Source organism: Pseudomonas sp. 2hn (assembly GCF_019646095.1).
Taxonomy (GTDB): domain Bacteria; phylum Pseudomonadota; class Gammaproteobacteria; order Pseudomonadales; family Pseudomonadaceae; genus Aquipseudomonas; species Aquipseudomonas peradeniyensis.
Genome location: NZ_CP081016.1, coordinates 472,815 through 498,876, shown reverse-complemented (window position 1 = coordinate 498,876; position 26,062 = coordinate 472,815). Strand labels below are relative to the sequence as shown.

The 26,062-nt window shown below is 65.4% G+C and carries 26 protein-coding genes; 9 read left to right on the top strand and 17 right to left on the bottom strand.

What is annotated here, in order from left to right:
* The first annotated feature begins 6 nt into the window (after window positions 1-6).
* The 6 genes from K2O50_RS02315 (at window position 7) to K2O50_RS02290 (ending at window position 4,390) form a co-directional block, all read left to right on the top strand.
* Window positions 7-963 (top strand): nitronate monooxygenase family protein, encoded by a 957-nt coding sequence (locus K2O50_RS02315; RefSeq protein ID WP_050703541.1) that lies wholly within the window; start codon window positions 7-9, stop codon window positions 961-963.
* 51 nt (window positions 964-1,014) lie between these two features.
* Window positions 1,015-1,797 (top strand): SDR family oxidoreductase, encoded by a 783-nt coding sequence (locus tag K2O50_RS02310; protein ID WP_050703540.1) that lies wholly within the window; start codon window positions 1,015-1,017, stop codon window positions 1,795-1,797.
* Between the two features lie 64 nt (window positions 1,798-1,861).
* Entirely contained in the window at window positions 1,862-2,200 is a 339-nt protein-coding gene (locus K2O50_RS02305) for a histidine triad nucleotide-binding protein (RefSeq protein WP_028689005.1), read from the top strand.
* Window positions 2,201-2,266: 66 nt separating this feature from the next.
* Window positions 2,267-2,914: a 2-polyprenyl-3-methyl-6-methoxy-1,4-benzoquinone monooxygenase gene (coq7, locus tag K2O50_RS02300; protein ID WP_110734634.1), complete on the top strand. Its 648-nt coding sequence runs from the start codon at window positions 2,267-2,269 to the stop codon at window positions 2,912-2,914.
* 10 nt (window positions 2,915-2,924) lie between these two features.
* Window positions 2,925-3,962: a hypothetical protein gene (locus tag K2O50_RS02295; protein ID WP_050703534.1), complete on the top strand. Its 1,038-nt coding sequence runs from the start codon at window positions 2,925-2,927 to the stop codon at window positions 3,960-3,962.
* A gap of 2 nt (window positions 3,963-3,964) precedes the next feature.
* Entirely contained in the window at window positions 3,965-4,390 is a 426-nt protein-coding gene (locus K2O50_RS02290) for a hypothetical protein (RefSeq protein ID WP_050703533.1), read from the top strand.
* Window positions 4,391-4,410: 20 nt separating this feature from the next.
* Here the strand turns inward: K2O50_RS02290 and K2O50_RS02285 are convergent, their stop codons facing one another.
* Window positions 4,411-4,833 carry an OsmC family protein gene (locus K2O50_RS02285; RefSeq protein ID WP_028689009.1) on the bottom strand — a complete coding sequence of 141 codons (423 nt, stop codon included), beginning with the start codon at window positions 4,831-4,833 and terminating at the stop codon, window positions 4,411-4,413.
* Window positions 4,834-5,022: 189 nt separating this feature from the next.
* Between K2O50_RS02285 and crp the strand changes: the two genes are divergently transcribed.
* The gene (gene crp, locus K2O50_RS02280) at window positions 5,023-5,667 is read left to right on the top strand and encodes a cAMP-activated global transcriptional regulator CRP (RefSeq protein ID WP_050703538.1); all 645 of its coding nucleotides are present in this window, start codon (window positions 5,023-5,025) and stop codon (window positions 5,665-5,667) included.
* Here crp and K2O50_RS02275 read toward each other — a convergent pair.
* The 4 genes from K2O50_RS02275 to K2O50_RS02260 form a co-directional block, all read right to left on the bottom strand.
* A complete protein-coding gene (locus K2O50_RS02275) occupies window positions 5,664-6,368 on the bottom strand; it encodes a lipoyl protein ligase domain-containing protein (RefSeq protein ID WP_050703532.1) in 705 nt (234 codons plus the stop codon). The genes crp and K2O50_RS02275 overlap by 4 nt on opposite strands.
* Before the next feature lie 126 nt (window positions 6,369-6,494).
* The gene (gene trpC, locus K2O50_RS02270) at window positions 6,495-7,328 is read right to left on the bottom strand and encodes an indole-3-glycerol phosphate synthase TrpC (protein ID WP_050703531.1); all 834 of its coding nucleotides are present in this window, start codon (window positions 7,326-7,328) and stop codon (window positions 6,495-6,497) included.
* Entirely contained in the window at window positions 7,325-8,374 is a 1,050-nt protein-coding gene (gene trpD, locus K2O50_RS02265) for an anthranilate phosphoribosyltransferase (protein WP_050703530.1), read from the bottom strand. Before trpD ends, trpC begins: the two co-directional genes overlap by 4 nt.
* A 9-nt stretch (window positions 8,375-8,383) precedes the next feature.
* A complete protein-coding gene (locus K2O50_RS02260) occupies window positions 8,384-8,977 on the bottom strand; it encodes an aminodeoxychorismate/anthranilate synthase component II (protein WP_028689014.1) in 594 nt (197 codons plus the stop codon).
* Window positions 8,978-9,353: 376 nt separating this feature from the next.
* On the opposite strand from K2O50_RS02260, the gene estP reads away from it, so the two are divergent.
* Window positions 9,354-11,255, top strand: a complete 1,902-nt coding sequence (gene estP, locus K2O50_RS02255; RefSeq protein ID WP_050703529.1) for an esterase EstP — start codon at window positions 9,354-9,356, stop codon at window positions 11,253-11,255.
* Window positions 11,256-11,287: 32 nt separating this feature from the next.
* On the opposite strand, the gene trpE is transcribed toward estP, so the two are convergent.
* The 9 genes from trpE to K2O50_RS02210 all read right to left on the bottom strand — a co-directional run bounded on the left by trpE (window position 11,288) and on the right by K2O50_RS02210 (window position 22,343).
* Entirely contained in the window at window positions 11,288-12,766 is a 1,479-nt protein-coding gene (gene trpE / locus K2O50_RS02250) for an anthranilate synthase component I (RefSeq protein WP_050703528.1), read from the bottom strand.
* Between the two features lie 70 nt (window positions 12,767-12,836).
* A complete protein-coding gene (locus tag K2O50_RS02245) occupies window positions 12,837-13,655 on the bottom strand; it encodes a phosphoglycolate phosphatase (RefSeq protein WP_050703527.1) in 819 nt (272 codons plus the stop codon).
* A complete protein-coding gene (gene rpe, locus K2O50_RS02240; RefSeq protein WP_028689018.1) occupies window positions 13,652-14,326 on the bottom strand; it encodes a ribulose-phosphate 3-epimerase in 675 nt (224 codons plus the stop codon). The genes K2O50_RS02245 and rpe overlap by 4 nt, the downstream gene beginning before the upstream one ends.
* Window positions 14,327-14,519: 193 nt before the next feature.
* Window positions 14,520-15,347 carry an ABC transporter permease gene (locus K2O50_RS02235; RefSeq protein WP_028689019.1) on the bottom strand — a complete coding sequence of 276 codons (828 nt, stop codon included), beginning with the start codon at window positions 15,345-15,347 and terminating at the stop codon, window positions 14,520-14,522.
* A gap of 11 nt (window positions 15,348-15,358) precedes the next feature.
* A complete protein-coding gene (locus K2O50_RS02230; RefSeq protein ID WP_050703526.1) occupies window positions 15,359-16,606 on the bottom strand; it encodes an ABC transporter permease in 1,248 nt (415 codons plus the stop codon).
* A gap of 214 nt (window positions 16,607-16,820) precedes the next feature.
* On the bottom strand, window positions 16,821-17,855 hold the full coding sequence (locus tag K2O50_RS02225; protein WP_050703525.1) for an ABC transporter substrate-binding protein: 1,035 nt from the start codon (window positions 17,853-17,855) through the stop codon (window positions 16,821-16,823).
* A gap of 40 nt (window positions 17,856-17,895) precedes the next feature.
* On the bottom strand, window positions 17,896-19,008 hold the full coding sequence (locus tag K2O50_RS02220) for an ABC transporter ATP-binding protein (RefSeq protein WP_050703524.1): 1,113 nt from the start codon (window positions 19,006-19,008) through the stop codon (window positions 17,896-17,898).
* Window positions 19,009-19,313: 305 nt separating this feature from the next.
* Complete coding sequence (locus K2O50_RS02215) at window positions 19,314-19,946, bottom strand: response regulator transcription factor (RefSeq protein WP_175406173.1); 633 nt, start codon at window positions 19,944-19,946, stop codon at window positions 19,314-19,316.
* A 9-nt stretch (window positions 19,947-19,955) separates the two neighbouring features.
* Complete coding sequence (locus K2O50_RS02210; RefSeq protein ID WP_050703523.1) at window positions 19,956-22,343, bottom strand: PAS domain S-box protein; 2,388 nt, start codon at window positions 22,341-22,343, stop codon at window positions 19,956-19,958.
* A 95-nt stretch (window positions 22,344-22,438) separates the two neighbouring features.
* Between K2O50_RS02210 and K2O50_RS02205 the strand changes: the two genes are divergently transcribed.
* A complete protein-coding gene (locus tag K2O50_RS02205) occupies window positions 22,439-23,437 on the top strand; it encodes an alpha/beta hydrolase family protein (RefSeq protein ID WP_050703522.1) in 999 nt (332 codons plus the stop codon).
* Between the two features lie 63 nt (window positions 23,438-23,500).
* Here K2O50_RS02205 and K2O50_RS02200 read toward each other — a convergent pair whose 3' ends face one another.
* From K2O50_RS02200 to K2O50_RS02190, 3 genes are read right to left on the bottom strand one after another with little or no spacing between them, the layout of a single operon-like run.
* The gene (locus tag K2O50_RS02200; RefSeq protein ID WP_050703521.1) at window positions 23,501-24,265 is read right to left on the bottom strand and encodes a TerB family tellurite resistance protein; all 765 of its coding nucleotides are present in this window, start codon (window positions 24,263-24,265) and stop codon (window positions 23,501-23,503) included.
* A gap of 1 nt (window position 24,266) precedes the next feature.
* Window positions 24,267-24,938, bottom strand: a complete 672-nt coding sequence (gene murU / locus K2O50_RS02195; RefSeq protein ID WP_050703520.1) for an N-acetylmuramate alpha-1-phosphate uridylyltransferase MurU — start codon at window positions 24,936-24,938, stop codon at window positions 24,267-24,269.
* Window positions 24,935-25,954, bottom strand: coding sequence for an aminoglycoside phosphotransferase family protein (locus tag K2O50_RS02190; RefSeq protein ID WP_050703519.1), 1,020 nt, complete (start codon window positions 25,952-25,954; stop codon window positions 24,935-24,937). Before K2O50_RS02190 ends, murU begins: the two co-directional genes overlap by 4 nt.
* Window positions 25,955-26,062: the final 108 nt, after the last annotated feature.

Sequence of the window (26,062 nt, the reverse complement as noted above, 5' to 3'; positions counted from 1 at the left end):
TTCGCCATGTCCCTGCCCGCCTCGCTCGAACAACGCCTGCGCCTGCCCCTGGTGGCGGCGCCGATGTTCCTGATCTCCAATCCCCGGCTGGTGCTCGCCTGCTGCGCCAATGGCGTGGTGGGCAGCTTCCCTGCCCTGAACCAGCGTGACAGCGCAGGGTTCAAGGCCTGGCTGGAGGAGATCGAGGCCGGGCTGGCCGAGCTGCAGGCGCCTGCGCCCTATGCGGTCAACCTGATCGTGCACCCGACCAATCCGCGCCTGCAGGCCGACCTGGCACTGTGCGTCGAACATCGCGTGCCCATCGTCATCACCAGCCTCGGCGCGGTGAAGGAGGTGGTCGACGCGGTGCACGGCTATGGTGGCCTGGTGTTCCATGACGTGACCACCCGTCGCTACGCCGAGAAGGCCGCCGAGGCCGGCGTCGACGGGCTGATCGCCGTGGCCGCCGGCGCCGGCGGACATGCCGGAACCTGGAGCCCGTTCGCCCTGGTCGCGGAGATCCGCCAGTTCTTCGACAAGACCCTGCTGCTGGCCGGCTGCCTGAACCATGGCCATGAACTGCTGGCCGCGCAATTGCTGGGGGCCGACCTCGGCTACATGGGCACCCGTTTCATCGCCACCCGTGAGAGCCAGGCCCAGGACGCCTACAAGCAGATGATCCTGGGCGCCGGGGCCGCCGATATCGTGCATACCCCCGCAGTGTCCGGCATCCCGGCAAGCTTCCTGCGCCAGAGCCTGGAACAGGCCGGCTACGACCTGGCAGCGCTGAAGAGTGGCCATGACGCCGGCAAGCTCAAGCCACTGGATGACGAGGCCAAGGCCTGGAAGACGGTCTGGTCGGCCGGCCAGGGTGTCGGCGAGATCCATGACCTGCCCGGCGCCGGCGAGCTGATCGGGCGCCTGCAGGACGAGTACCGGACCGCCCTGGCGCGCAGCCAGCAGCTGCGCAGCAACGCCTTGTAGCAAATCGGCCAGGCTGTACACTAGGCGCCCCTTACGCCCCAGGAGCCTTGCATGACCCGTTACGCCATGATCACCGGAGCTTCCAGCGGCCTGGGCCTGGCCCTGGCGGAAGCCCTGGCACGGCGCGGGCGCAACCTGATCCTGGTGGCGCGCCAGCGCGAGACGCTGGAGCCAGTGGCCATCGAGCTCACCCAACGCTTCGGCGTGGAAGTGCTGTTCCGTGCCTGCGATCTCAGCCAGCCTCTGCGCCTGTCGGGCTTCGTCCTCGAGCTGGAGGAAGGCGAGCGGCGCATCGACCTGCTGGTGAATTGCGCGGGGCAACGCAGCTATGGGCCGTTCCTGGCCCATGAATGGGCCGATGAGCAGGACCTGCTGGAGGTCAATATCCTTGCCCTGAGCCGCCTGTGCCACGCCATTGGCAACCTGATGGCGATCCAGGGTGGCGGGCAGATCCTCAACGTCGCGGGACTGGCCGGGGTCGCACCGGGCCCGTGGATGGCTGCCTACGCGGCGAGCAAGGCCTATGTGCTGAGTTTCTCCGAGGCGCTGCGCGAGGAACTGCGGCGCACCGGAATCAAGGTCTCGGTGCTGTGCCCGGGGCCGGTGCGCTCGGCCAGGCGCCGCATCCCACGCCTCGACGGCAACAGCCGCTGCCTGAGCCCCGAGGAAATCGCCCTGTACACCGTCCGCGCTCTGGACAAGAACCGCGCGCTGATCCTGCCCGGCCGGCGCAACCGCTGGCTGGCCTTCGCCCCGCGCCTGCTGCCGCGCTGGCTGACGCGCAAGCTGGCCGGGCTGATCCATCGCCGCTATTGCCCGATCGGCATGGAATAGCCACTGGGCGAGCGGCGGCGGGCTCAGTACACTCAGCCCGGACACTCACCATGGAGCAAGTGCTGTGGAGACTATCTTCACCAAGATCATCAACCGGGAGATTCCGGCAAAGATCATCTACGAGGACGACCAGGTTCTGGCCTTCCACGATATCGCCCCCCAAGCGCCAGTGCATTTTCTGGTCATTCCGAAAAAGCCCATCCGTACCCTCAACGACCTGACCGAAGAGGACAAAGGCCTGGCCGGCCACATCCTGTTCACCGCCCAGCGCCTGGCCCGGGAGCTCGGCTGCGAAGAGGGCTTCCGCGTGGTGATGAACTGCAACGAGCAGGGCGGCCAGACCGTCTACCACATCCACATGCACGTGCTTGGCCAGCGCCAGATGCACTGGCCGCCGGGCTGATCCAAGGCAAGCCTGCCCAGGGGTATTGAGGTAGACTGTCGGGCATCACTTCAGCGGAGGTGCCCGATGGCTACCGAACGTCACTACTCGCCGCTCGACCGCTTGTTGCTGCAGGCCGATACCGCCATGCGCACCTTGCTGCCCTTCAGCGGCCAACCCGCCCGCCCATCCCCGGCGATCATCCAGCCGGACGCCGAACTCGACGAGCAGCAGACCCGCCATATCGCCGGCCTGATGCGCATCAACCACACCGGCGAAGTCTGCGCCCAGGCGCTGTACCAGGGCCAGGCCCTGACCGCCAAGCTGCCCCAGGTGCGCAAGGCCATGGAGCATGCGGCGGAAGAAGAAATCGACCACCTGGCCTGGTGCGAGCAGCGCATTCGCCAGCTCAACAGCCACCCCAGTGTGCTCAACCCGGTGTTCTACGGCCTGTCGTTCGGCATCGGCGCCCTCGCCGGTCTGGTCAGCGACAAGGTCAGCCTCGGCTTCGTCGCCGCCACCGAGCATCAGGTGTGCAAGCACCTGGACGAACACCTGGAGCAGATCCCCGAGAACGACGGCAAGTCCCGCGCCATCCTCGAACAGATGCGTGTCGACGAGGAACACCACGCCGAGTCCGCGCTGGAAGCCGGCGGCTACCGTTTCCCGGCCCCCGTGCGCTTCGGCATGAGCCTGCTGGCCAAGGTCATGACCAAGAGCACCTACCGAATCTGAGACGCGCACCATGGAACGTTTCGACGCCAGGGACCTGGCACGCGCCGTGAGTGCCGGCGTGCTGCACCCGGGGCAGGACCAGGCCTTGCTGGCCTTCCTGCGCCAGCAGCCGGAAAGCCGCGCCAGCTTCCAGCTGGCCCATGTGGCGTTCTATTTCGGCGCACTGCTGATCATGGGTGCCATGGGCTGGCTGCTCACCGAGGCCTGGATGCGCATAGGCGACGGTGCACTGCTGGCCATCGCCCTGCTCTACATCGCCGGGATCACCCTGTTCGCCCTGTCGCTGCAACGACGCAACCAGCCTGTCGCCGCCGGCGTGCTGGCCGCCGTGGCGGTCAGCATCGTACCGCTGGCGGTGTTCGCCATCGAGCGCCTGGCAGGCTGGTGGCCACTGGACGACGCCCAGGGCGACTACCACCAGTACTACACCTACGTGCAGGGTGGCTGGTTGGCAATGGAGGCGGCGACGGTACTGGCCGGGATGCTGATGCTGCGCCTGATTCCCTTCCCTTTCATCGTCATGCCGATCGCGGTGGCCCTGTGGTTCATGTCCATGGACCTGAGCGAGTGGTTCCATGGCGACCTGTTCAGCTGGGAGCAACGGCGCACGGTCTCGCTGTGGTTCGGCCTGGGCCTGCTGTTGGTGTTCCTGGTGATCGACGGACGCACCCGCCGGGACTATGCCTTCTGGGGCTATCTCGCCGGCCTGGCGGCGTTCTGGGGCGGGCTGACGCTGATGGACAGTGGCAGCGAGTGGGGCAAGGCGCTGTACTGCCTGATCAACCTGGGACTGATGGGCCTGGCCGTCCTGCTGCGCCGCCCCGTGTTCATGGTGTTCGGAGCGATGGGGGTGGCGGCCTATCTGGGGTATCTGTCCTACGAGGTGTTCGCCGATTCCCTGCTGTTCCCGGTCATACTGACCTTGATCGGCCTCGGCGTGATCGGTCTTGGCGTGCTGTACCAGAAGCGACGTGAGGCATTGAGCGAGCAGCTTCGGGCACAGCTACCCGAACGTCTGTTGCAGCTGCTGCCGGCATTGCGTCGCTGAACATGGGACGATCGCTCGCCCGGCTGCTGCAGGGCCTTAGCCTGATCCCGGTCGCCTATCTGTTCGTTTGCCTGATGGTCGCCAGTGTCGGGCAAAGCACTTTCAGCCTGGAACTGCCGACGCTTACCGACCCTGACAGCAACAGCACCGCCGAGCTGATGCTCGGCACACTGCCCGCGCAGTTGCTGTTCCTGCTGCTCAGCGCGTTTTTAGCCAGCCGCCAACTGCTGGTCGGCACGTTCGTGCTCGCTGGCACGTTGGCTGCGTGGCTGCAGTGCCAGGTGTTTGCCGAACACTTCGGCACCACCTGGAGCAGCAGCGAAATCCTCATCCTGCTCGGGGTGAATACGCCCTGGCTGGTGCTTGCGCTGATCCCGGGGCTCGCGTTGCTGCTAGGTGTCGAACGCCTGCACAAGCAAAGCGCCTGACCGGCAGGTGCTGCCTTCGATCAACCGAGTTCGACGATTTCGTAACCGTGCGTGATCTCGACGCCGGCGCGATCCAGCATGATCGAGGCCGAGCAATATTTCTCCGCCGACAGCTCGACCGCACGCTTGACCTGCGCCTCCTTCAACCCGCGGCCCTTGACCACGAAGTTGAGGTGGATCTTGGTGAACACCTTCGGGTCTTCACTGGCGCGTTCGGCTTCCAGGAAGGCCTCGCAGCTTTCCACGGCCTGGCGCGACTTCTTGAGGATGCTGACTACGTCGAAACTGCTGCAGCCACCCAGGCCGAGCAGGAGCATCTCCATCGGGCGCACGCCCAGGTTGCGACCTCCGGCTTCGGGTGGGCCATCCATAACCACGACATGGCCGCTCCCCGACTCACCGAGGAACATCGCTTCACCGGCCCACTGGATGCGTGCCTTCATCTATCCGGACTCCCGATTTCGTAAAAGGGTGTCAGCTTAGACCTTGCGAGGCTGTCGGAAAAGCTCAAGCCGCGTCGCTTTTGTGCCGATTCAAGTTGAAGTGTCTGATAAGCTGGCGCCAAATGACTGGCGCGTGCTGCCAGGCGCCTTTATAAAAAGCCAATGCGTCGTATCGAACAGGATTTCGTGATGGTCTCCTCAGCCCTGCCACCCAAGATCAAGAACATCGACAAGTTGCTGGCCCACTGCCAGCGCCGTCGCTACGCCGCCAAGAGCAACATCATCTGTGCCGGCGACCGGGCCGAGACCTTGTCGTTCATCATCAAGGGCTCGGTGACCATCCTGATCGAGGACGACGACGGCCACGAGATGATCATCGCCTACCTCAACAGCGGTGATTTCTTCGGTGAGCTGGGGCTGTTCGAGCCGGCCGGCCAGGAACATCAGCGCAGCGCCTGGGTGCGCGCCAAGACCGAGTGCGAAGTGGCCGAGATCGGCTACGACAAATTCCGCGAGCTGGTACGCCTGGAGCCGGAAATCCTCTATGCCCTGGGCAGCCAGATGGCCCAGCGCCTGCGCAACACCACCCGCAAGGTCGGTGACCTGGCGTTTTTCGATGTCACCGGGCGGGTCGCCCGCTGCCTGCTCGACCTGTGCAAGCAACCCGACGCCATGACCCACCCCGACGGCATGCAGATCAAGATCACCCGCCAGGAGATCGGTCGTATCGTCGGTTGTTCACGGGAGATGGTCGGCCGCGTCCTCAAGGACCTCGAGGAGCGCAGCCTGGTGCAGGTCAAGGGTAAGACCATGGTGGTCTACGGCACCCGTTAATCCTGTGGCAGCTCCGCCAACACTTGCTCATAGGCCTGGCTCAAGCACTCGAACCAGGGGGCGGCAGGCGCCACCTCGTGCAGGGCGATATGGCTGTCGGCACGGCAGCGCTGCTCCAGCTCGCAGCACTCATTGAAGCGGTTGACCGCCGCGACCATCGATTCGCGTTCGTTGTCCAGCAACAGGGCACCATGCACCAGCACCACCGGGCGCTTGCCCCCCAGCCCCTGGCGCCAGCGCTGGGCCGTGCCGACCAGTTTGCGGCCATTGAGGTTGACGTTGTAGCGGCCATCGCAAAAGGCGCCGTCAATCTCCCCCACCGAGGCAACACCACCCCATTCGCGCAGGACATCGCACAGCGGCAGGCACAGACGCTCGTAGGCATTCTCAATGCGGCCCTGATCACCCTCGCTACGCGGGGCCACATAGACCAGTGCCACGTTGACGGTCGCATGGGATTGCGGCACCGGCTCGCCACCGGTTTCGCGCAGCAGTACTGGCCAGCCGGCGATGGCCAGCTCGGCGCAAGCGGCCTCGAAGTTGTCCAGGCGGCTCATGCGCCGGGGCATGACCAGGGCATGGTCGGTCGGGCGCCAGAACAGCACGCCGGATTCGCGTTCGCCGCGGCAGACGGCGGCCAGCAGGTCCTGTTCGGCGTGCAGGCCCTGTTCGACGGTAAGGGCCAGGGGTTGATCGGTCATTGATCCACCTTTGATGTGATGTTCACCGGCCTCATCGCGGGGCAAGCCCGCTCCCACGTTGGGACTGTCTCACGATGAAGCCCTCGAATAGAAAAAGCCGGCAAACGATGCCGGCTTTCTGTTCGATCAGTCCAGTTGCTGAACGGTCTTCTTCACCTGTTCGGGGAAGAACAGCCGCTGCAGCTCCAACCCTGGCTGCTCGGCGCGCATGAACGCCTCGCCGACCAGGAACGAATACACCTCGTTGATTTCCATCAGCTCGACATCGGCACGGTTGAGAATGCCGCTCTCGGTGATGGCCAGGCGATCGCGGGGGATGCGCGGCAGCAGGTCGAGGGTAGTCTCCAGGCTGACTTCGAAGGTATGCAGGTTGCGGTTGTTGACCCCGACCAACGGTGTGTCGAGGGTCTTCAACGCACGCTCCAGCTCATCGCCGTCATGCACTTCGACCAGCACGTCGAGGCCGACGTCCTTGGCGGTGGCGGCCAGCTCGGCCATCTTCACGTCGTCCAGCGCCGAGACGATCAACAGCACGCAGTCGGCGCCCAGGGCACGGGCTTCGACGATCTGGTACGGATCGACCATGAAGTCCTTGCGGATCACCGGCAGCGAAACGGCGGCACGCGCCTGCTGCAGGTAGACGTCGGCACCCTGGAAGTAGTCCACGTCGGTCAGCACCGACAGGCAGGTCGCCCCACCCTTCTCGTAGCTGACGGCAATCTCCGCCGGCACGAAGTTTTCGCGGATCACGCCCTTGCTTGGCGAGGCCTTCTTGATCTCGGCGATCACCGCCGGCTGCTTGCGCGCAGCCTGCTCGATCAATGCCCTGGCAAAGCCACGGGGCGCATCGGCCGCCTTGGCCAGGCGCTCAAGTTCACCCAGGCTGACCCGCGCGCTGCGCTCGGCCACTTCCTGGAACTTGCGGGCGATGATCCTTTCCAGCACCGTCGGGACACTCATGCTTCGTTCTCCACCTTGAATACCGCGGTAAAGGCGCCCAGCTCCTGCAGTTTCTCCCAGGCCAGGCCGGTGTGCAGCACATCGTGGGCCAGTTCGACACCCTGGGCCAGGGTCATCGCGTGGTCGGCGGCGTACAGCGCTGCGCCAGCGTTAAGAACGATCATCTCGGCGGCCTTCTGGCCGTTCTCGGTCTTGCGTCGTCCCAGGGCGTCACGGATCAGCTCCAGCGAAGCCTGCGGCCCCTCGACCGCCAGGCCGTGCAGGCTCTGGCTCTTCATGCCGAGGTCTTCCGGCTCGACCCAGTACTCGGTGATCTGGTCATTCTTCAGTTCGGCGACGAAGGTCGGCGCGGCCAGGCTGAACTCGTCCAGGCCGTCCTTCGAGTGCACCACCAGCACGTGCTTGCTGCCCAGGCGCTGCAGCACCTCGGCCAACGGGCGGCACAGGGCCTGGGTGAAGACCCCGACCACCTGGTGTTTCACGCCGGCCGGATTCGTAAGCGGGCCGAGCATGTTGAACAAGGTACGCAGCCCCAGGTCGCGACGAGGGCCGGCGGCGTGCTTCATGGCACTGTGATGGGTCTGGGCGAACATGAAGCCGATGCCAAGGCTGTCGATGCAGCGGGCGACCTGCACCGGGGTCAGGTTCAGGTAGATACCGGCGGTTTCCAGCAGGTCGGCGCTGCCGCTCTTGCCGGAGACGGCACGGTTGCCATGCTTGGCCACGGTGCAGCCGGCCGCGGCCAGGACAAAGGCCGAAGCAGTCGACACATTGAAGATGTTGGCGCCATCGCCACCGGTGCCGACGATATCGACCACGCCGTCGAGGGTCTTCAGCTCGACCTTGTCGGCCAGCTCACGCATCACCGACACCGCGCCGACGATCTCGTCGATGCTCTCGCTCTTCATGCGCATGCCCATGAGGAAGGCACCGATCTGCGCCTCACTGCACTGGCCGGTCATGATCTGGCGCATGACGTCACGCATTTCCTCGGTGGACAAATCCAGGTGGCCGACGATACGGCTCAAAGCGGTCTTGATATCCATGATCGGTCCTTAACGGCGTCCGCCGGTCTGCTTGAGGAAATTGGCGAACAGCTCGTGGCCCTGCTCGGTGAGGATGGATTCGGGGTGGAACTGTACCCCTTCGACATTCAGGGTTTTATGACGCAGGCCCATGATTTCGTCGACAGTGCCATCTTCGTGGGCGGTCCAGGCGGTCACTTCCAGGCAGTCGGGCAGGGTTTCGCGCTTGACCACCAGCGAGTGGTAGCGGGTCACGGTGAGCGGATTGTTCAGGCCGGCGAACACCCCCAGGTCACGGTGCAGCACCGGGCTGGTCTTGCCATGCATCACCTGACGAGCGCGCACCACGTCGCCGCCGAAGGCCTGGCCGATGGACTGGTGGCCCAGGCAGACGCCCAGGATCGGCAGTTTGCCGGCAAAGTGCAGGATGGCCTCGATGGAGACCCCGGCTTCGCTCGGCGTGCACGGGCCCGGGGAGACGACGATGCGCTCGGGGTTAAGGGCTTCGATCTGGGCGATGGTCATTTCGTCATTGCGAATGACCTTGACCTCGGCACCCAGCTCGCCAAGGTACTGCACGACGTTGTAGGTGAAGGAGTCGTAGTTGTCGATCATCAGTAACATCTGCAACGAACCTCTTGAATACTGACTTTTGATTCGAGCCTTCCGCTGCCGCTCATGAATGCGGCCGAACCCGCACGGGGCGGTTGACGGAACAAGTGGGGAAGGCAAACGGGGGCGGGCCGGGCGAACCGGCAGGAGAAAAAGTCAGGCGCGCCAACGCCAACGGGCGACGGCCTTGATAACGCGCATCAAGAGTTTGCTGACGATCAACACAGGGTAGGTCTCGTTCATACGTTCCGGGACAGTAACCTACCGGGGCGGCGGGTGCAATATGCCCATAAACACGGGGAAACGAACGCAACGGTAGGCAAAGACCGGGAATTTGCTAAGGTCATCCGGCTTGCCCCGATAAAAACAATGAAAAGGATATCCATGCATGCTCAAGGCTCCCTTCCTGCGCACTTCCCTCGCGACCCTCGTGTTCGCCTGCAGCCAAGCCATCGCGACGCCCTCCCCCTATAGCGCCTTGGTCGTCTTCGGCGACAGCCTCAGCGACGCCGGGCAGTTTCCTGACCTGACCGGCGGCACGCCAGGCATGCGCTTCACCAACCGCGATGCCAATGGTAACTACGCGCCGGTATCGCCGATGATCCTGGGTGGCAGGCTGGGCTTTTCCGGAACCAGCCTGGGCCCCTCGACGTCGCTGACCAACCAGCTGCAAGGCACGCCGGACGGCAACAACTGGGCGGTGGGCGGCTACACCACGCAACAGATCCTCGACTCGATCACCGACACCTCGCAAGCCGTCATCCCACCAGGTCGCCCCGGCGCGGGCACTGTTCTGCGCGAGCGTGACGGCTACCTGGCCAACGGCCTGCGGGCCGATCCCAATGCCCTGTACTACCTGACCGGTGGCGGCAACGATTTCCTCCAGGGCCTGGTCAACAGTCCCGCCGACGCGGCCGCCGCCGGTGCCCGCCTGGCGGCCAGCGCCCAGGCGCTGCAACAGGGCGGCGCGCGCTACATCATGGTCTGGCTGCTGCCGGACCTGGGGCAAACGCCGAACTTCAGCGGCACGCCCCAGCAAGGGCCGCTGTCGCAGCTGTCCGGCGTATTCAACCAGTCGCTGGTCAACCGGCTCGGGCAGATCGACGCCGAGATCATCCCGCTGAATGTCCCGGCACTGCTGCGCGAGGCCCTGGCCAGCCCCGCCCAGTTCGGCCTGGCCGCCGACCAGAACCTGGTCGGCACCTGCTACAGCGGCGACGGCTGCGTGGGCAACCCGGTCTACGGGGCGAACGGCACGACGCCGGACCCGACCCGGCTGCTGTTCAACGACTCGGTGCACCCGACCATCGCCGGCCAGCAACTGATTGCCGACTATGCCTATTCGATCCTCGCCGCGCCCTGGGAGCTGACCCTGCTGCCGGAAATCGCCCACGCCAGCCTCCGCGCCCACCAGGATGAGCTGCGCAACCAGTGGCAGACGCCCTGGCAGGCGGTCGGTCAATGGCAGGCGTTCGTCGCCACCGGCGGTCAGGACCTGGACTTCGGCAGCCAGCGCAGCGCCGCCAGTGGCGACGGGCGCGGCTACAACCTGACCCTCGGCGGCAGCTATCGGCTGGATGACGCCTGGCGCGTGGGGCTGGCGGCGGGCGTGTACCGGCAAAAGCTCGAGGCAGGCCAGGAAGATTCCGACTACAAGCTCGACAGCTACCTGGCCAGCGCCTTCGCCCAGTTCCGCCAGGATCGCTGGTGGGCCGACGCGGCACTGACCGCCGGGCACCTGGACTATCGCGACCTCAAGCGTACCTTCGCCCTGGGCGTTGGTGAGCGCAGCGAGAAAGGCGACAGCGATGGCGAGGCCTGGGCCGTCACCGGCCGGGTGGGCTACAACCTGGCGGCCGAGAGCAGCCGCTGGCAACTGGCGCCGTTCATCAGCGCCGATTATGCGCGGGTCAAGGTCGATGGGTATGACGAGAAAAGCGGCCGCTCCACTGCGCTCGGCTTCGACGATCAGGAGCGCACGTCACGCCGGCTGGGGGCCGGCCTGCTGGGGAGCGTGCAGCTCCTGCCGACGACCAGGCTGTTTGCCGAGGTGGCCCGCGAGCACGAGTTCGAGCACGATCAGCAGGACCTGCGCATGCACCTGACCAGCCTGCCGGCGAACGACTTCACCTTGACCGGGTATACGCCACACAGCAACCTGACCCGCGCCAGCTTGGGGCTGACCCATGAACTGGTGCCAGGGGTGAACCTGCGGGGGAACTACAACTGGCGCAAGAGTGATGAGTTGCGCCAGCAGGGCGTGAGCGTGGCGTTGAGCCTGGACTTCTGAGTTGTCGGGGCCGCGTTGCGACCCCGATCCATTTACTTGGAGGTCTGCTCGGCCAGCGCCACCGCGCGGAACATCGCCCGGCGCTTGTTGATGGTTTCTTCCCACTCCAGCGCCGGCACCGAGTCGGCGACGATGCCGCCACCGGCCTGCACATGCAGTTCACCGTCCTTGATCACCGCAGTGCGGATGGCGATGGCGGTGTCCATGTTGCCGTTCCAGGCAAAGTAGCCCACCGCGCCACCGTAGACGCCGCGCTTGACCGGCTCCAGTTCGTCGATGATCTCCATGGCGCGGATCTTCGGCGCGCCGGAGAGGGTACCGGCCGGCAGGATCGCCCGCAGTGCGTCCATGGCCGTCAGCCCCTCATTCAGCTGGCCGGTGACGTTGGACACGATATGCATGACGTTCGAGTATCGCTCGATCACCATCTTCTCGGTCAGGCGCACACTGCCGGTGGCCGACACCCGGCCCACGTCGTTGCGACCCAGGTCGATGAGCATCAGGTGCTCGGCGATTTCCTTGTCGTCCGACAGCAGGTCGTCTTCCAACGCCCGGTCGGCTTCTTCGGTGGCCCCGCGCGGGCGGGTACCGGCGATCGGGCGCACGGTGACCAGGTTGTCCTCGACCCGCACCAGCACTTCCGGCGAACTGCCGACCACATGGAAGTCGCCGAAGTTGAAGAAGTACATGTACGGCGTCGGGTTGAAGCAGCGCAGCGCCCGGTACAGGTCGATGGGCGCGGCCTTGAAGTCGATGGACATGCGCTGGGACGGCACCACCTGCATGCAGTCGCCGGCCAGGATGTACTCCTTGATGCGGCCCACGGCGCTTTCGTAGTCGGCTTGTGTGTAGCTGGAGCGGAACGCCGGCTCGGCGGCCATCGGCCCGCTCAGGTCCAGGCCACGGCGCGGGGTGATCGGCTGGCGCAGGGTATCCAGAAGCCCCTGCAGGCGGGCCTGCCCTTGTTCGAAGGCCTGCGCCTCGGCCGGGTCGACCAGCACGATGGCGTGCATCTTGCCCGCCAGGTTGTCGAACACCACCACGGCATCGGAGACCATCAGCAGGATATCCGGTACCCCCAGTGGGTCCGGGTTGGGGCTGGCACCCAGGCGTTTTTCCACATAGCGCACGCAGTCGTAGCCGAAATAGCCCACCAGGCCACCGTTGAAACGTGGCAAGCCAGGAATGTCGGCGACCTTGTAGCGATCCTTGAACGCCTCGACAAAGGCCAGCGGATCCTCGACGTCATGGCTTTCCACCTCGACGCCATCCTGCAGGATGCTGACGTGGTAGCCGTGCACGCGCAGCACGGTGCGCGACGGCAGGCCGATCATCGAATAGCGGCCCCACTTCTCGCCGCCCTGCACGGACTCGAGCAGGTAGGAGTTGGGTTGGTCGGCCAGCTTCAGGTAGATCGACAGCGGTGTGTCGAAGTCGGCCAGGGTTTCGCAGGCCAGGGGAATGCGGTTGTAGCCGGCAGCGGCCAGGCGCAGGAATTCTTCGCGGGTCATGTGTAGCCTCGGGGCAAGCAGCAAGGGGGAGCGGGCAAAGGATGTACCGGCAGGCGCCGGTGGGCAGGCGTCAGGCGCGCCAGCGCCAGCGGGCCAGGGCCTTGATGACTTTCATCCAGAATTTGCCGGTAACCACCACGTTGTTGTCTCTGCTTTGCGGGGCTTGAAGGTCCGCCAACGTTATCCCAGTGTCGGTGACTAAGCAACCGGGCAGCAGCAGGCGTAGGTCGTCGATGACCAGGCTGGGCGACTCGTCGTCGATCGGCCGGCCATGGTTGTAGCCGTAGCTCAGGCCGACGCACTGGACGCCGGCGGCCTTGGCGGCCAGCACGTCGCTGCGCGAATCGCCGACGAACAGCGATTGTTCGGCGCTGACGCCGGCCATCTTCATGACGAACAGCAGCGCCGCCGGGTCGGGCTTCTTCTGCGGCAGGGTGTCGCCGCCGATGATCCAGCGGAAATAGCGACCGATCTTCATCTGGTCGAGCAAGGGGGCGACGAAGCGTTCGGGCTTGTTGGTGATCAGCGCCATCTCCACGCCCTGCTTGCGCAGCCAGCGCAGGGTGTCGCGCACGCCGGGGTAGACCACGGTGAGTTCATGGTTGTCGGCATAGGCTTCCATGAACAGCGCCAGCGCGCGTTCGGCCAGCTCGTCGTCCACCGCGGCGTGATCGATATCGCCGGCCAGGGCCCGGCGCACCAGCACCTGGGCGCCGTTGCCAACCCAGTGGCGCACCGCCTCCAGGCCTGCGGGCGGTCGCCCGAGTTCGAGCAGCGTGCGGTCGACGGCTGCGGCCAGGTCGGGTACCGAATCGATCAGGGTGCCATCCAGATCGAACATCACCAGCCTGGGCAGTGTCCCCGGGAACAACTGCTCGAAGCCGCTCATGCGCGTGCCAGCGCCATTTCGGCACGCATCTTGTCGATGACTTCCTTGTAGTCGGGGGCGTTGAAGATCGCCGAGCCGGCCACGAAGGTGTCAGCGCCGGCGGCGGTGATCTCGCGGATGTTGCCTACGTTGACACCGCCGTCGATCTCCAGGCGGATGTCACGGCCACTGGCGTCGATCAGCGCGCGGGCTTCGCGCAGCTTGTCGAGGGTACCGGGGATGAACTTCTGCCCACCGAAGCCTGGGTTGACGCTCATCAGCAGGACCATGTCGACCTTGTCCATCACGTACTTCAGCGCATCGAGGCCGGTGGCCGGGTTGAATACCAGGCCGGCCTTGCAGCCGCCGTCGCGGATCAGTTGCAGCGAGCGGTCGATGTGCTGGCTGGCTTCCGGGTGGAAGGTGATGTAGGTGGCGCCGGCCTCGATGAAGTCGCCGATGATGCGGTCGACCGGGCTGACCATCAGGTGCACGTCGATCGGCGCGGTCACGCCGTACTTGCGCAGGGCGCTGCAGACCATCGGGCCGATGGTCAGGTTGGGCACGTAGTGGTTGTCCATGACATCGAAGTGGACGATGTCGGCCCCGGCGGCGAGGACCTTGTCGACGTCCTCGCCCAGGCGGGCGAAATCGGCGGACAGAATGGAGGGGGCAATAGCGTAGGGCTGCATGGCGCACCTGTTGGGCAGAATCACGGTGGCGCGCATTGTAACTCAGGGAAGCGGATCGGGGCTGATTGGTATCAATCCTGTGCCGGCCCTTCGCGGGTAAACCCGCTCCCACAGGGACTGCACAGTTATAGAGAACTGCACAAATCCTGTGGGAGCGGGTTTACCCGCGAAGTGCCGGTAAAGCAACAAAGAATCAGGCCGGCTGCTGGGTCCTCAGCTTCTCGCTACGCCCGCGCAGCCACTCCAGGGTCAGCAGCAGGATCACCGAGAAGGCAATCAGCAAGGTGGCCGCCGCCGCAATGGTCGGGCTCAGGTTCTCGCGAATGCCGCTGAACATCTGCCGTGGCAGGGTCGCCTGCTCGGGCCCTGCAAGGAACAGGGTCACCACCACCTCATCGAACGATGTGGCGAAGGCAAACAGTGCCCCGGAGATCACCCCGGGGGCGATCAACGGCAAGGTCACCCGACGGAAGGCCAGCAGTGGCGAGGCCCCCAGACTGGCCGCCGCGCGCACCAGGTTGTAGTTGAAACCCTGCAGCGTCGCCGACACGGTAATGATCACGAACGGTACACCCAGCACCGCGTGCACCAGGATCAGCGAGGTGAAGCTGTTGCCCATGCCCAATGGGGCGAAGAACAGGTAGCTGGCCACGCCAATGATCACCACCGGCACCACCATCGGCGAGATCACCAGCGCCATCACCAGCGACTTGCCGGGGAAGTCGCCGCGGGTCAGGCCGATGGCCGCCAGGGTGCCGAACACCATGGCCAGCACCGTGGCCGCCGGGGCGACGATGATGCTGTTCTTCAGGGCGCGCATCCATTCGGCGGAAGCGAAGAAGTCCTGGTACCAGTGCAACGAGAAACCTTGCAGCGGGTACACCAGGAAGCTCCCGCTGTTGAACGACAGCGGGATGATCACCAGTACCGGCAGTACCAGGAATAACAGGATCAGGCCGCACAGGATGCGCAGGCTGTAGAACCACACCCGTTCCACGGGCGACATGTAGGGGCTCAGCATGACAACGCTCCTCAGCTCAGGCGCAGGCGGCTGGCGCCGACCAGCCAGCTATAGATCAGGTACAGCAGCACGGTCGCCAGCAGCAACAGCCCGCCCAGGGCGGTGGCCATGCCCCAGTTGATGCTGGTGTTGGTGTAGAAGGCGACGAAGTAGCTGACCATCTGGTCGTTCGGGCTGCCCAGCAGCGCCGGGGTGATGTAGTAGCCGATGGCCAGGATGAACACCAGCAGGCAGCCGGCGCCGACACCGGCATAGGTCTGTGGGAAGTACACCCGCCAGAAACTGGCGAACGGATGGCAACCCAGGGAAATCGCCGCGCGCATGTAGCTGGGCGAGATGCCCTTCATCACGCTGTACAGTGGCAGGATCATGAACGGCAGCAGGATGTGCACCATCGAGATGTACACGCCGGTGCGGTTGAACACCAGCTCCAACGGTTGGTCGATGATGCCGATGGCCATCAGCGCGCTGTTGATCAGCCCGCCCGACTGCAACAGCACGATCCACGCCGCCACCCGCACCAGGATCGAGGTCCAGAACGGCAGCAGCACCAGGATCATCAGCAGGTTGCTCTGCCGGGTCGGCAAGTTGGCCAGCAGGTACGCCAGCGGGTAGGCCAGCACCAGGCAGATGGCGGTGATCACCACGCCCATCCACAGGGTGCGGGCAAAGATATCCAGGTAGATGGCCTGGTCCGGCGTGGCCTTGGCCAGTTCGCCGAGGTCGTCGATGCGGTGATCGACGGAGGCCAGCAGGTAGAAAGAGGTGACCGTGCTGGTGTTGCGGCGGATCGCCTGCCAGTAGGCCGGGTCGCCCCAACGTTCGTCCAGGGCTTGCAGGGCCTCTTTATAGGACGCGGGCTCGCCCTTGAACGGCAGCGCACGCGCGGTCTTGGCCAGCAGGCTGCGGTAGCCGGCCAGTTCCATGTTCAGGCGCTTGGAAAGGTCGCCCAGGGTCTGGTTCTTGCGCGACTCGGCCAGGTCCTGGCTGAGGGCCTTGTAGACCTCCTCGCCGGGCAGGCTCTTGCCGTCCCACTGCGCCACCGCCTCGACGGTACGCGGCAGGCCGGCGACCACCTCGGGGTTGCCGACGCTCTTGTACAGCAGCGCCGCGATCGGCACCAGGAACACCAGCAGGAGGAACAGCGCCAGCGGCGCGATCAACGCCTGGGCCTTCCAGCGGTTGACCCGCTCGGCATGCTTGAGGCGCTGCTTGAGGCTTTTACCCGCGCCTTCGTTGAGGGGCACTGCAATGGCCATGGCGAACTCCGGGAAATCAGGGAAACATTGAGGCCGCTTCAAAAGGACAGCGGTGATCTCAGGCTTGACGCGCTAACTGTAGGAGCGGCCTTGTGCCGCGAAAGGGCCGCGAAGTGGCCCTGGGATCTCAGCCGTGATGCACAAGATGCTGCGGGCTGCTTTGCAGCCCTTTCGCGGCACGAGGCCGCTCCTACAGGCCTCAGGGATCGTGCCCTTACTTCTTCGCCGCCCAGGCGTTGAAGCGTTGCTCCAGCTGTTCGCTGTTGTCGGCCCAGAAGGCCACGTCGATCTGCACCTGGTTGGCGATGTTCTCAGGCGTGGTCGGCATGTCCTTCTTCACCGCATCGGCCAGCAGCGGGACGGCCTTGGAATTGGCCGGGCCGTAGGCGATGTTCTCGGAGTAGGTCTTCTGCTGCTCGGGCTGGACGGTGTAGGCGATGAATTTCTTCGCCTCTTCCACATCCTTGGCGCCTTTCGGGATGGCCCAGGCGTCGAAGTCATAGATGCCGCCGTTCCATACGACCTTGAGGTTGCTTTCTTTCTGCACTGCGGCTATCCGGCCGTTGTAGGCCGAGCTCATGACCACGTCACCCGAGGCCAGATACTGTGGTGGCTGGGCACCGGCTTCCCACCACTGGATGCTCGGCTTGAGTTCGTCGAGCTTCTTGAACGCGCGGTCCTGGCCTTCCTTGGTGCCGAGCACCTTGTACACCTCTTTCGGTGCGACGCCGTCGGCCATCAGGGCGAACTCGAGGGTGTACTTGGCGCCCTTGCGCAGCCCGCGCTTGCCCGGGAATTTTTTCGTATCCCAGAAATCGGCCCAGCTGGTGGGTGCGCTCTTGAGCTTGTCGGCGTTGTAGGCCAGGACCGTGGACCAGACGAAGAAGCCCACGCCGCACGGCTGGATGGCGCCTTTCACGTAATCACTCTCGTTGCCGAACAGGGCCGGGTCGAGCTCCTCGAACATGCCCTCGTCACAACCACGCGCCAGCTCCGGCGACTCCACCTCCACCAGGTTCCACGACACGCTGTTGGTGTCGACCATGGCTTTGACCTTGGCCATCTCGCCGTTGTACTCCCCGGCGACGATCTTGCCCTTGCCGGCCTTCTCCCATGGCTCGTAGAACGCCTTGACCTGGGCCGCCTTGTTGGCGCCACCGAACGACACCACCGTCAGGTCCGCGGCCAGGGCCTGGCCGGCGGCGAACAGCCCCAGGGCCAGGGCGGTCAGTTTCAACTGCTTGCGCATTATTATTCTCTCCACAGTTCAGGGTTGGTGAAGCAAACCATCAATGGGCTTCGGCAATCGGATCGAGCGCGCGGGCGTGCTCCACTTCCCAGCCCAGTGGGACCACATCGCCCACGGCCAGGGCCGGATCGAGCTCGGCGATCGGCTGCTTGACGAAGAAATCGGCCTTGCCGCAGACCTCCAGGCGCACCCGCACGTGGTCGCCCAGGTAGATGAACTCGGCCACCCGGCCGGAGAAGCGGTTCACGCAGCGTTCGCTGTGACCGTTCAGCCGCACGCGCTCCGGGCGGATCGACAGGGTCACCGGCTCGCCGGCCTGGCCGACATTCACAGCCAGCGCCTCGACCCGCTCGCCCCGGGCCAGCTGCACCTGGCAACGCTTGCCGTCACTGGCCAGCAAGGTGCCGTTGAGGCGGTTGTTCTCGCCGATGAAGTTGGCGACGAAGGTGTTGCGCGGCTCTTCGTAGAGGGTGCGCGGGTCGGCGATCTGCTGGATCTCGCCCTGGTGGAACACCGCCACCCGGTCGGACATGGTCAGCGCCTCGCCCTGGTCGTGGGTCACGTAGACCACGGTCACGCCCAGGCGCTGGTGGATATGCTTGATCTCCATCTGCATGTGTTCGCGCAGTTGCTTGTCCAGGGCGCCGAGCGGTTCGTCCATCAGCACCAGCTGCGGCTCGAAGACCAGGGCACGGGCCAGGGCCACGCGCTGCTGCTGGCCCCCGGAGAGCTGGCCTGGGTAGCGCTTGGCGAAGGCATCGAGCTGGACCATGCCAAGCACGCGCTTGACCCGTTCGCTGATGTCGGTCTTGCTCAGGTTGCGTACGGTCAGCGGGAAGGCCAGGTTCTCGGCCACGGTCATGTGCGGGAACAGCGCGTAGTTCTGGAACACCATGCCGATGTCACGCTTGTGCGGCGGCACATTGTTGATCGAGCGTCCGGCCAGCTGGATTTCACCGGCGGTGGGGGTCTCGAAGCCGGCCAGCATCATCAGGCTGGTGGTCTTGCCCGAGCCGGACGGGCCGAGCAGGGTCAGGAACTCGCCCTTGCGGATGTCCAGGTTGAGGTCCTTGACGATCAGCGATTCGCCGTCGTAGCTCTTCTGCACACCTCGGAAGCTGACCAGCGTCTCGTTCGAATTCGCCTCGCTCATGCCCTGCACCTTCTTGTTGGAATGACTGCGTGGGCACAGCGTAGAAGAGGCGCAAGCGCCCGCAAATCGGGGGGGCTGAGAGATTGCCATCATCCGGATGGAAGACTTGCTGTAGGGATTGCCCTACAAGGATGACGCTTTCAGGACAGACACATCCCTTGTAGGAGCGGCCTTGCGCCGCGAAAGGGCTGCGAAGCAGCCCCGGGTTCAGCTTAAATGCACATATTACTGGGGCTGCTTTGCAGCCCTTTCGCGGCACAAGGCCGCTCCTACAAAGAACCGTGTCAGCTGGGCGCTTGTCGCAATCAGACCAGCTTGTGCTCCATCGCATACTTCACCAACTCCGCCAGCGAGTTGACCTTGAGCTTCTGCATCAACCGCGCCTTGTGGGTGCTGATGGTCTTGTTCGACAGCGCCAGCTGCTGGGCGATGTCGTTGACGTTGGCGCCCTGGGCCAGGCGCTCGAACACCGAGAACTCACGCTCGGACAGCAGCGTGTGCAGCGGCCGGGTTTCGGTCAGCCCCACCTCGAAGACCATGCGGTCGGCCAGGCTCGGGTCGATATAGCGCCCGCCCCCGGCAACCCGGCGAATCGCGGTGAGCAGCAGCGCCGGGTCGCTGTCCTTGGTGGCATAGCCCGCCGCCCCGGCCTTCAGCGCCCGCGCGGCCATCTGCGCCTCGTCGTGCATCGACAGCATCAGGATCGCCGGCGGGTTGTTCAATGCCAGGATCCGCGGGATGGCCTCCAGGCCGTTCACCCCCGGCATGGAGATATCCAGCAGCACCACCTCGCAGGGGGTATGGCGCAGGGTCTCCAGCAACTGCTCGCCGTTGCCCGCCTCGCCGGCGACCTGCATGTCCTTGGCCAGGCCAATCAACTGCTTGATGCCCTCACGGACGATGGTGTGGTCTTCCGCCACCAGCACTCGAATCACGATCGTTCTCTCCTACGCCAAAGGAATCGCCACGCTCAGGCTGGTGCCTTCGCCGGGCTCGCTTTCCAGGGTCATGTCGCCGCCGAGCATCAGCACGCGCTCACGCACCCCCACCAGGCCGAACGAAGTCGGCCGGGCCGCATCGACGGCGAACCCCACGCCATCGTCGATGACCGTCATGCGCAACTGCCCGCCCTCCTCGACCAGGGCGATCTGCACGGTGTGCGCCCGAGCATGGCGCATGACGTTGGTCAGCGCCTCCTGGAGGATGCGGAACAGGCCGATGGCCTTGGCATCGCTCAAGGGCGGCAACTGCTCCGGGACCTCGACCAGGCAGGGGATCTGCGTGCGGGCCTCGAAACGCCGTGCCTGCCACTCGATGGCCGAGGCGATCCCGGCATCGAGAATCGGTGGACGCAACGCGGTGGCCACATCACGCACCAGCTGGAACAACTGGGCGATCAGGCGCTTCATGCTGGCCAGGCGCTCATGCAGCCCGGAATCCAGCTCGGCGTAGGCCAGCTCGCACATCGACACTTCCAGTTTGAGCACCGTGAGCATCTGCCCCAGTTCGTCGTGCACCTCGCGGGCGATGCGCGCCTTTTCCTCCTCGCGCACACTTTCCAGATGCGCCGACAATTCGCGCAGCTGTTCCTGGGAGGCGGCCAGGGCCAGCTCGGCCTGCTTGCCCTGGGTGATGTCCCAGACCACACCATCCCACACCATGCGCCCATCGGCCAGGCGCCGCGTGGTGGCCTTGATGTCGGCCCAACGCTGTTCGCCCTGGCGGGTGAGGATACGGCCTTGCCACGACCAGTCCTGGTCGCTGGCCAGGGCCAGGTCCTGGACCCGGTGATAGTCGGCGCGATCCTCGGGGTGGACCAGGTTGCGCAGACCCATCTGCGGGTGCTGGATCGCCGCCGGGGTATAGCCGACCAGCGCCTCGCTGCCTTCGCTGATATAGGGGAACTCCGGATCACCTTCGGCCGGGTCGCGCTCCAGGCGGAACACCAGCCCCGGCACGTTGCCGGCAATGCCCTTGAGCCGCGCCTCGCTTTCGCGCAACGCGGCCAGGTCGCGCTGGCGCTCGGTGACATCGGCGAGGAACACCACCAGGTACTCCGCATCGCGAAAACGCAGGAACGACAACGACAACTCGACTGGAAACAGGCTGCCTTCGGCGCGTCGACACTGGCTTTCGAACTGCTGTTCACCGCCGTCCCCGGTGCGGGCGCGCTTCCACAGCTCCAGCCAGCGATCCATCTTCAGGTTGGGTTCGATATCGACCAGCGGCCGCTCCAGCAACGCCCCCTCGGAATAGCCCAGCATGCGTTCTGCGGCATGGTTGGCGTAGCGCACATGGCTGTCCCAGTTGACCCAGAGGATGCCCACCGTACTCTGGTCAATGGAGAACTGGCTCAGGCGCAACGCCTCCTCGCGCACCTGACGCTCCACCAGGCTCTCGCGGGCCGCCAGCAAGCCCCGCTCCAGGCCGCGCTGCTGGCGACGCTGCCAGACCAGGGTAGCCAGGGCACACAGCAGCAGCAGGCCGAACAGCAAGGCGAGGTTCTGCCAGAAGCCGGCGGACTCGGAAAAGCGTGGGTATTTGGGCTGCAGCCAGCGCTGATGCATTTGCTCCAAGGTCTTGGCCGGCAGGGCCTGCAAGGCGCGTTCGAGGATATCGGCGAGCACGGGCCAGTCTCGCCGCGAGCCAACCCGCAGCAACTGCGGCAAGCCGATATCACCCACCACCGCCAGGTCGGCGAACTCGCCTTCGCGGGACAGCCGGCTCAGTTGCGCCTCATCCAGCACGGCGAAGCTGGCCTGGCCGCCCAGCACCAGCTGCAGCGCCTCCCGCTCGTTGGGCACGCCCTGCAGGTTGAGATTGCCGTAATTGCTCCGCAGGTAGTCCGCCAGGGCACCTGGCATGCGCACAGCCACCCGCTCGTTGGCGGTCAGTTTCTCCAGGTCCACGGCCACTGCGCCGCTGCGCATGCCCACCACCAGTTGCGGCACACGCATGTAAGGGTCACTGAACAGCCACAGCCGCAGGCTGGTGGGCGTCTGGGTCAGGCCGGGGGCGAAATCGATCTCGCCTGTCTGCAACGCGTGCTCCAGCGCCGCCTGGTCCGGGAAGCCGCGCCAGGTGAGGTCTAGCCGCAGTGCCTGGGACAGCGCGCCCACCAGCTCGACGTTGGCCCCGTAGAACTGCTGCAGACGGCGGTCGAACTGGGCATAGGGTGCCTGCAGCACCAGGCCGACGCGCAGGCCGCGGTGCTCATCCAACCACTGCTGCTGGGCCGGGTCGAGCACCACGGACGGGGGCGCCTCCGGCTTTGCCAGGGCGATCAAGGGTAGACACAACCAGCCGATAACCCACAGGCAACGCACTCGCTTCATCTCTACGCTCGTCTTGGCAATGACGGCCGCCTGGCGTGGCCGTCGCGGGCAAATACCATTAGGCTGCCGGTATGATTCTGGCCTTGGATTGATCGATGTTCACACTTTATCGCACGACGCTGGCAATGTTCTGCCTGGCTTCGCTCCTGCCGCTCGGCGCTCAGGCCGCCGACGCCGAAGCACCGCAGGCCGCCACAGAAGCGGCCACCCCCGTTCCCCGTGCACCGCTGCTCGAACGCAGCCAGGACGACGCCCTGGCCCTCGAGCGCCAGGTGCCCAAGGCCGAGCAACAGACCTTGCAGGCCAATGGCGAGAACTTCCTGGCGCTGTGGAAGCCGGCCAACGACAGCGATCCGCAAGGCGCGGTGATCATCGTTCCCGGTGCTGGCGAAAGTGCCGACTGGCCAACCACCGTCGGGCCGCTGCGCCGTGGCTTCCCCGATGTCGGCTGGAGCACCCTGAGCCTGAGCCTGCCCGACCTGCTGGCAGAACGTCCGCAGGCCCGGGTCGAAGCCAAGCCGGTGGTCGAACCGAAAAAGGAAGAAGGCGAGTCGGCCCCGGCCAAGGACACGCCAGCCGATGCCAACGCCAACGTGGCCCAGGCCACCGCGCCCGAGGCGGACGCGGCCGACAGCACCGATGCGGTCGAGGCCGACGAGCACACCAGCGAGGAGGATGCCGAGCGCATCTTCGCCCGCCTCGACGCCGCCGTGGCCTATGCCCAGCAGCAGAAAGCACGCAGCATCGTGCTGCTGGGCAACGGCAGTGGTGCTTACTGGGCCGCGCGCTACCTCAGCGAGAAGCAGCCGCCCCAGGTACAGAAGCTGGTGATGGTCGCCGCACAGACACCAGCGCGGGTGGAGCACGACCTGCTGAGCCTGACGCCGACCCTGAAAGTACCGACGGCGGATCTTTACTACACAACCCGAACCCAGGATCGACTGGCCGCCCAACAGCGCCTGCAAGCCAGCAAGCGAGAGAAAAACAGCCAGTACCGGCAGCTGTCGCTGATGGTCGTGCCGGGCAACAAGGCCGCCGAGCAGGAGCAATTGCTGCGCAGGGTACGCGGCTGGCTGAAGCCCAAGGAAGAGTGAGGCGTATCGAGGGACAAGCCAACTCCAGCAATCTGGGAGCGGGCTTGCCCCACGCTGGCAAACCTAAAGCCCGCGTCGCTTGCGAATCATGGCATAGGCCTGATGCAACTCGCGGGTATGTTCGGTCGCCTCGCGTACCTTGGCCTCACTGGCGCCACTGCCCACCAGCTTGTCCGGGTGATGTCGGCTGAGCAACCGCCGGTAGGCCTGCTTGACCTTGTCCGCTTCGGTATCCGGCTCCACTCCCAGCAGCCTCAACGCCGCCGCATAGGTCATGGCGCCGCCTTCGATCGCCGATTTGCGCGGTTCATATTCCAGCGACATAGCCTGCACCTGGTTGCGACTGAGCCCCAACTGCTGGCCCCAGCCCAACAACAGGTCGCGCTCCTGGCGACCGGCCTTGCCATCGGCCCAGACCATGCGCCAACAGGCACGCAGGGTACCCTCGGCGCCGTGCGGCTGCAGCTTGATCCGGCGCAGGTAGTGCCCCAGCCGGCCCTTGCCCGATTTGCCGCGGTTGAACGCGGCAATCGCCCGCATCCGCGCAGGCTCCGCCAGGTCCAGCCGTGACATTTCCTGGCGCGCCTGCTGGATATGCCCCTCGACCACTCGGCCGTCGCTCTTGGCCAGGCGTCCGAGCAGGACGAACAACAGTTCCTCGTCACGCAGCGCCGGGCGCCCCCCCAGGCGCTCGCGCACATCCTCCCACCCCTGCAGTCGCAGGCGCCGATCCATGGCCTGTCCCAGCAACGCCCCCAGCAATGCCCCCGGAATGCTGGCCACGGCGAAACCGGCACCGGCACCAATCACTGTGCTCGGCCACCACATGTCAGGCACGCTCGCCGATCAGGCGCTCGACATCGGCCAGGCGCTCGAGGGTACCGACATCGATCCAGTGGCCACGATAGTGCTCGCCGCTCACCCGCCCTTCGGCCATGGCCTTGCGCAACAGGGGCGCCAACTTGAACGCGCCGGACTGGCAGCCTTCGAACAGCGCCGGCGCCAGCACCGAGATACCGCTGAAGGTCAGCGTTCCCGGGGCGTCGTCACCATCGCTCACCTGGCCATCCGCCAGGCGGAAGTCGCCACGGCCGTGATGACCGGGATTGTCCACCAGTACCAGGTGCGCCAGCCCTTGCAGCGGAGCATTCAGGCCAGTGAAGTCGTAGTCGGTCCAGACGTCACCGTTGACCAGCAGGAACGGCGCATCCCCCAGCAGCGGCAACGCCTTGAAGATCCCGCCCCCAGTTTCCAGTGGCTCGCCCTCCGGCGAGTAGCGGATGTGCAGGCCGAAGCGGCTGCCGTCGCCCAGGTGGTCTTCGATCTGCTGGCCGAGCCAGGCGTGATTGATGACCACTTCGCGGATACCGGCGCGGGCCAGCGCCTCCAGGTGGTATTCGATCAGCGGCTTGCCGGCGGCGGGCACCAGCGGCTTGGGCGTATGCAGGGTCAGCGGGCGCATGCGCTCGCCCTTGCCTGCCGCCAGGATCATCGCCTTCATGAACGCGCCTCGCCCTTGAGCTCGGCAATCAGTTGCCCCAGCTCGGCCAGTTCGGGACGGCGGGCGATCACTTCATCTATATAGGCAAAGAAGCGCGGCACGTCGGTGAGATAGCGCGGCTTGCCGTCACGGTGGCAGATGCGGGCAAAGATACCGATAACCTTGAGGTGGCGCTGCACACCCATCAGGTCGCTGGCACGGTGGAACGCCTCGAAGTCAGGCTGAACCGGGATACCGGCGACTCGGGCCTTTTCCCAATAACCACGCAGCCAGCCTTCCACGCGCGGCTGCGGCCAGCTGAGGAAGGCGTCCTTGAACAGGCAGGTGATGTCGTAGGTCACCGGGCCGTAGACGGCATCCTGGAAGTCCAGCACGCCTGGGTTGGGGGCGCTCTGCATCAGGTTGCGCGGCATGTAGTCGCGGTGCACCAGCACCTTGGGCTGAGCCAAGGCGCTGTCGATCAGCACCTGGCTTACCCGTTGCCAGGTGGCCTGCTGCGCTTCGGTGAAGTTCAGGCCAAGCTCGCGGCCCACGTACCACTCGGGGAACAGCTCCACCTCGCGGCGCAACAGGGCAACGTCGTAGCTGGGCAGCGGCGCGTCCATCGGCAGGCGCTGGAACGCCAGCAGCGCATCGATGGCATCGGCGAACAGTGCGTCAGCGTTGTCCGAATCAATGATGTCCAGGTATGTCTGGCGACCCAGATCGCCCAACAACAGGAAACCACGCTCCAGGTCCTGGGCATGAATGACCGGCACGTTCACGCCCGCCGTGGCCAGCAGGTGATCGATATCGACGAACGGACGGCAATTTTCCTGCGGCGGCGGCGCATCCATGATCACGAAGCTGTGGCCGGCGCCCTCCCAGCGGAAATAACGGCGGAAACTCGCATCGCTGCTGGCGGCGGTCAGGCTGCCGGTGGGCACTTCGCCCCAGGCGTTGCTACGGAACAGGCTCTCCAGTTGCCCGGCGAGCCAGGCGGTCAGTTGTTGCAGGCGTACATCGTGATCGGGCATTACGAGGGTTCTCCGACGGCCCTAGCCGTCAAGCGGGTCATGCTTTATTATCCAGCATCTTTTTCAGACCATCGAGAGGCGTGCGGCCCCCACACGCGGGCAGATGGC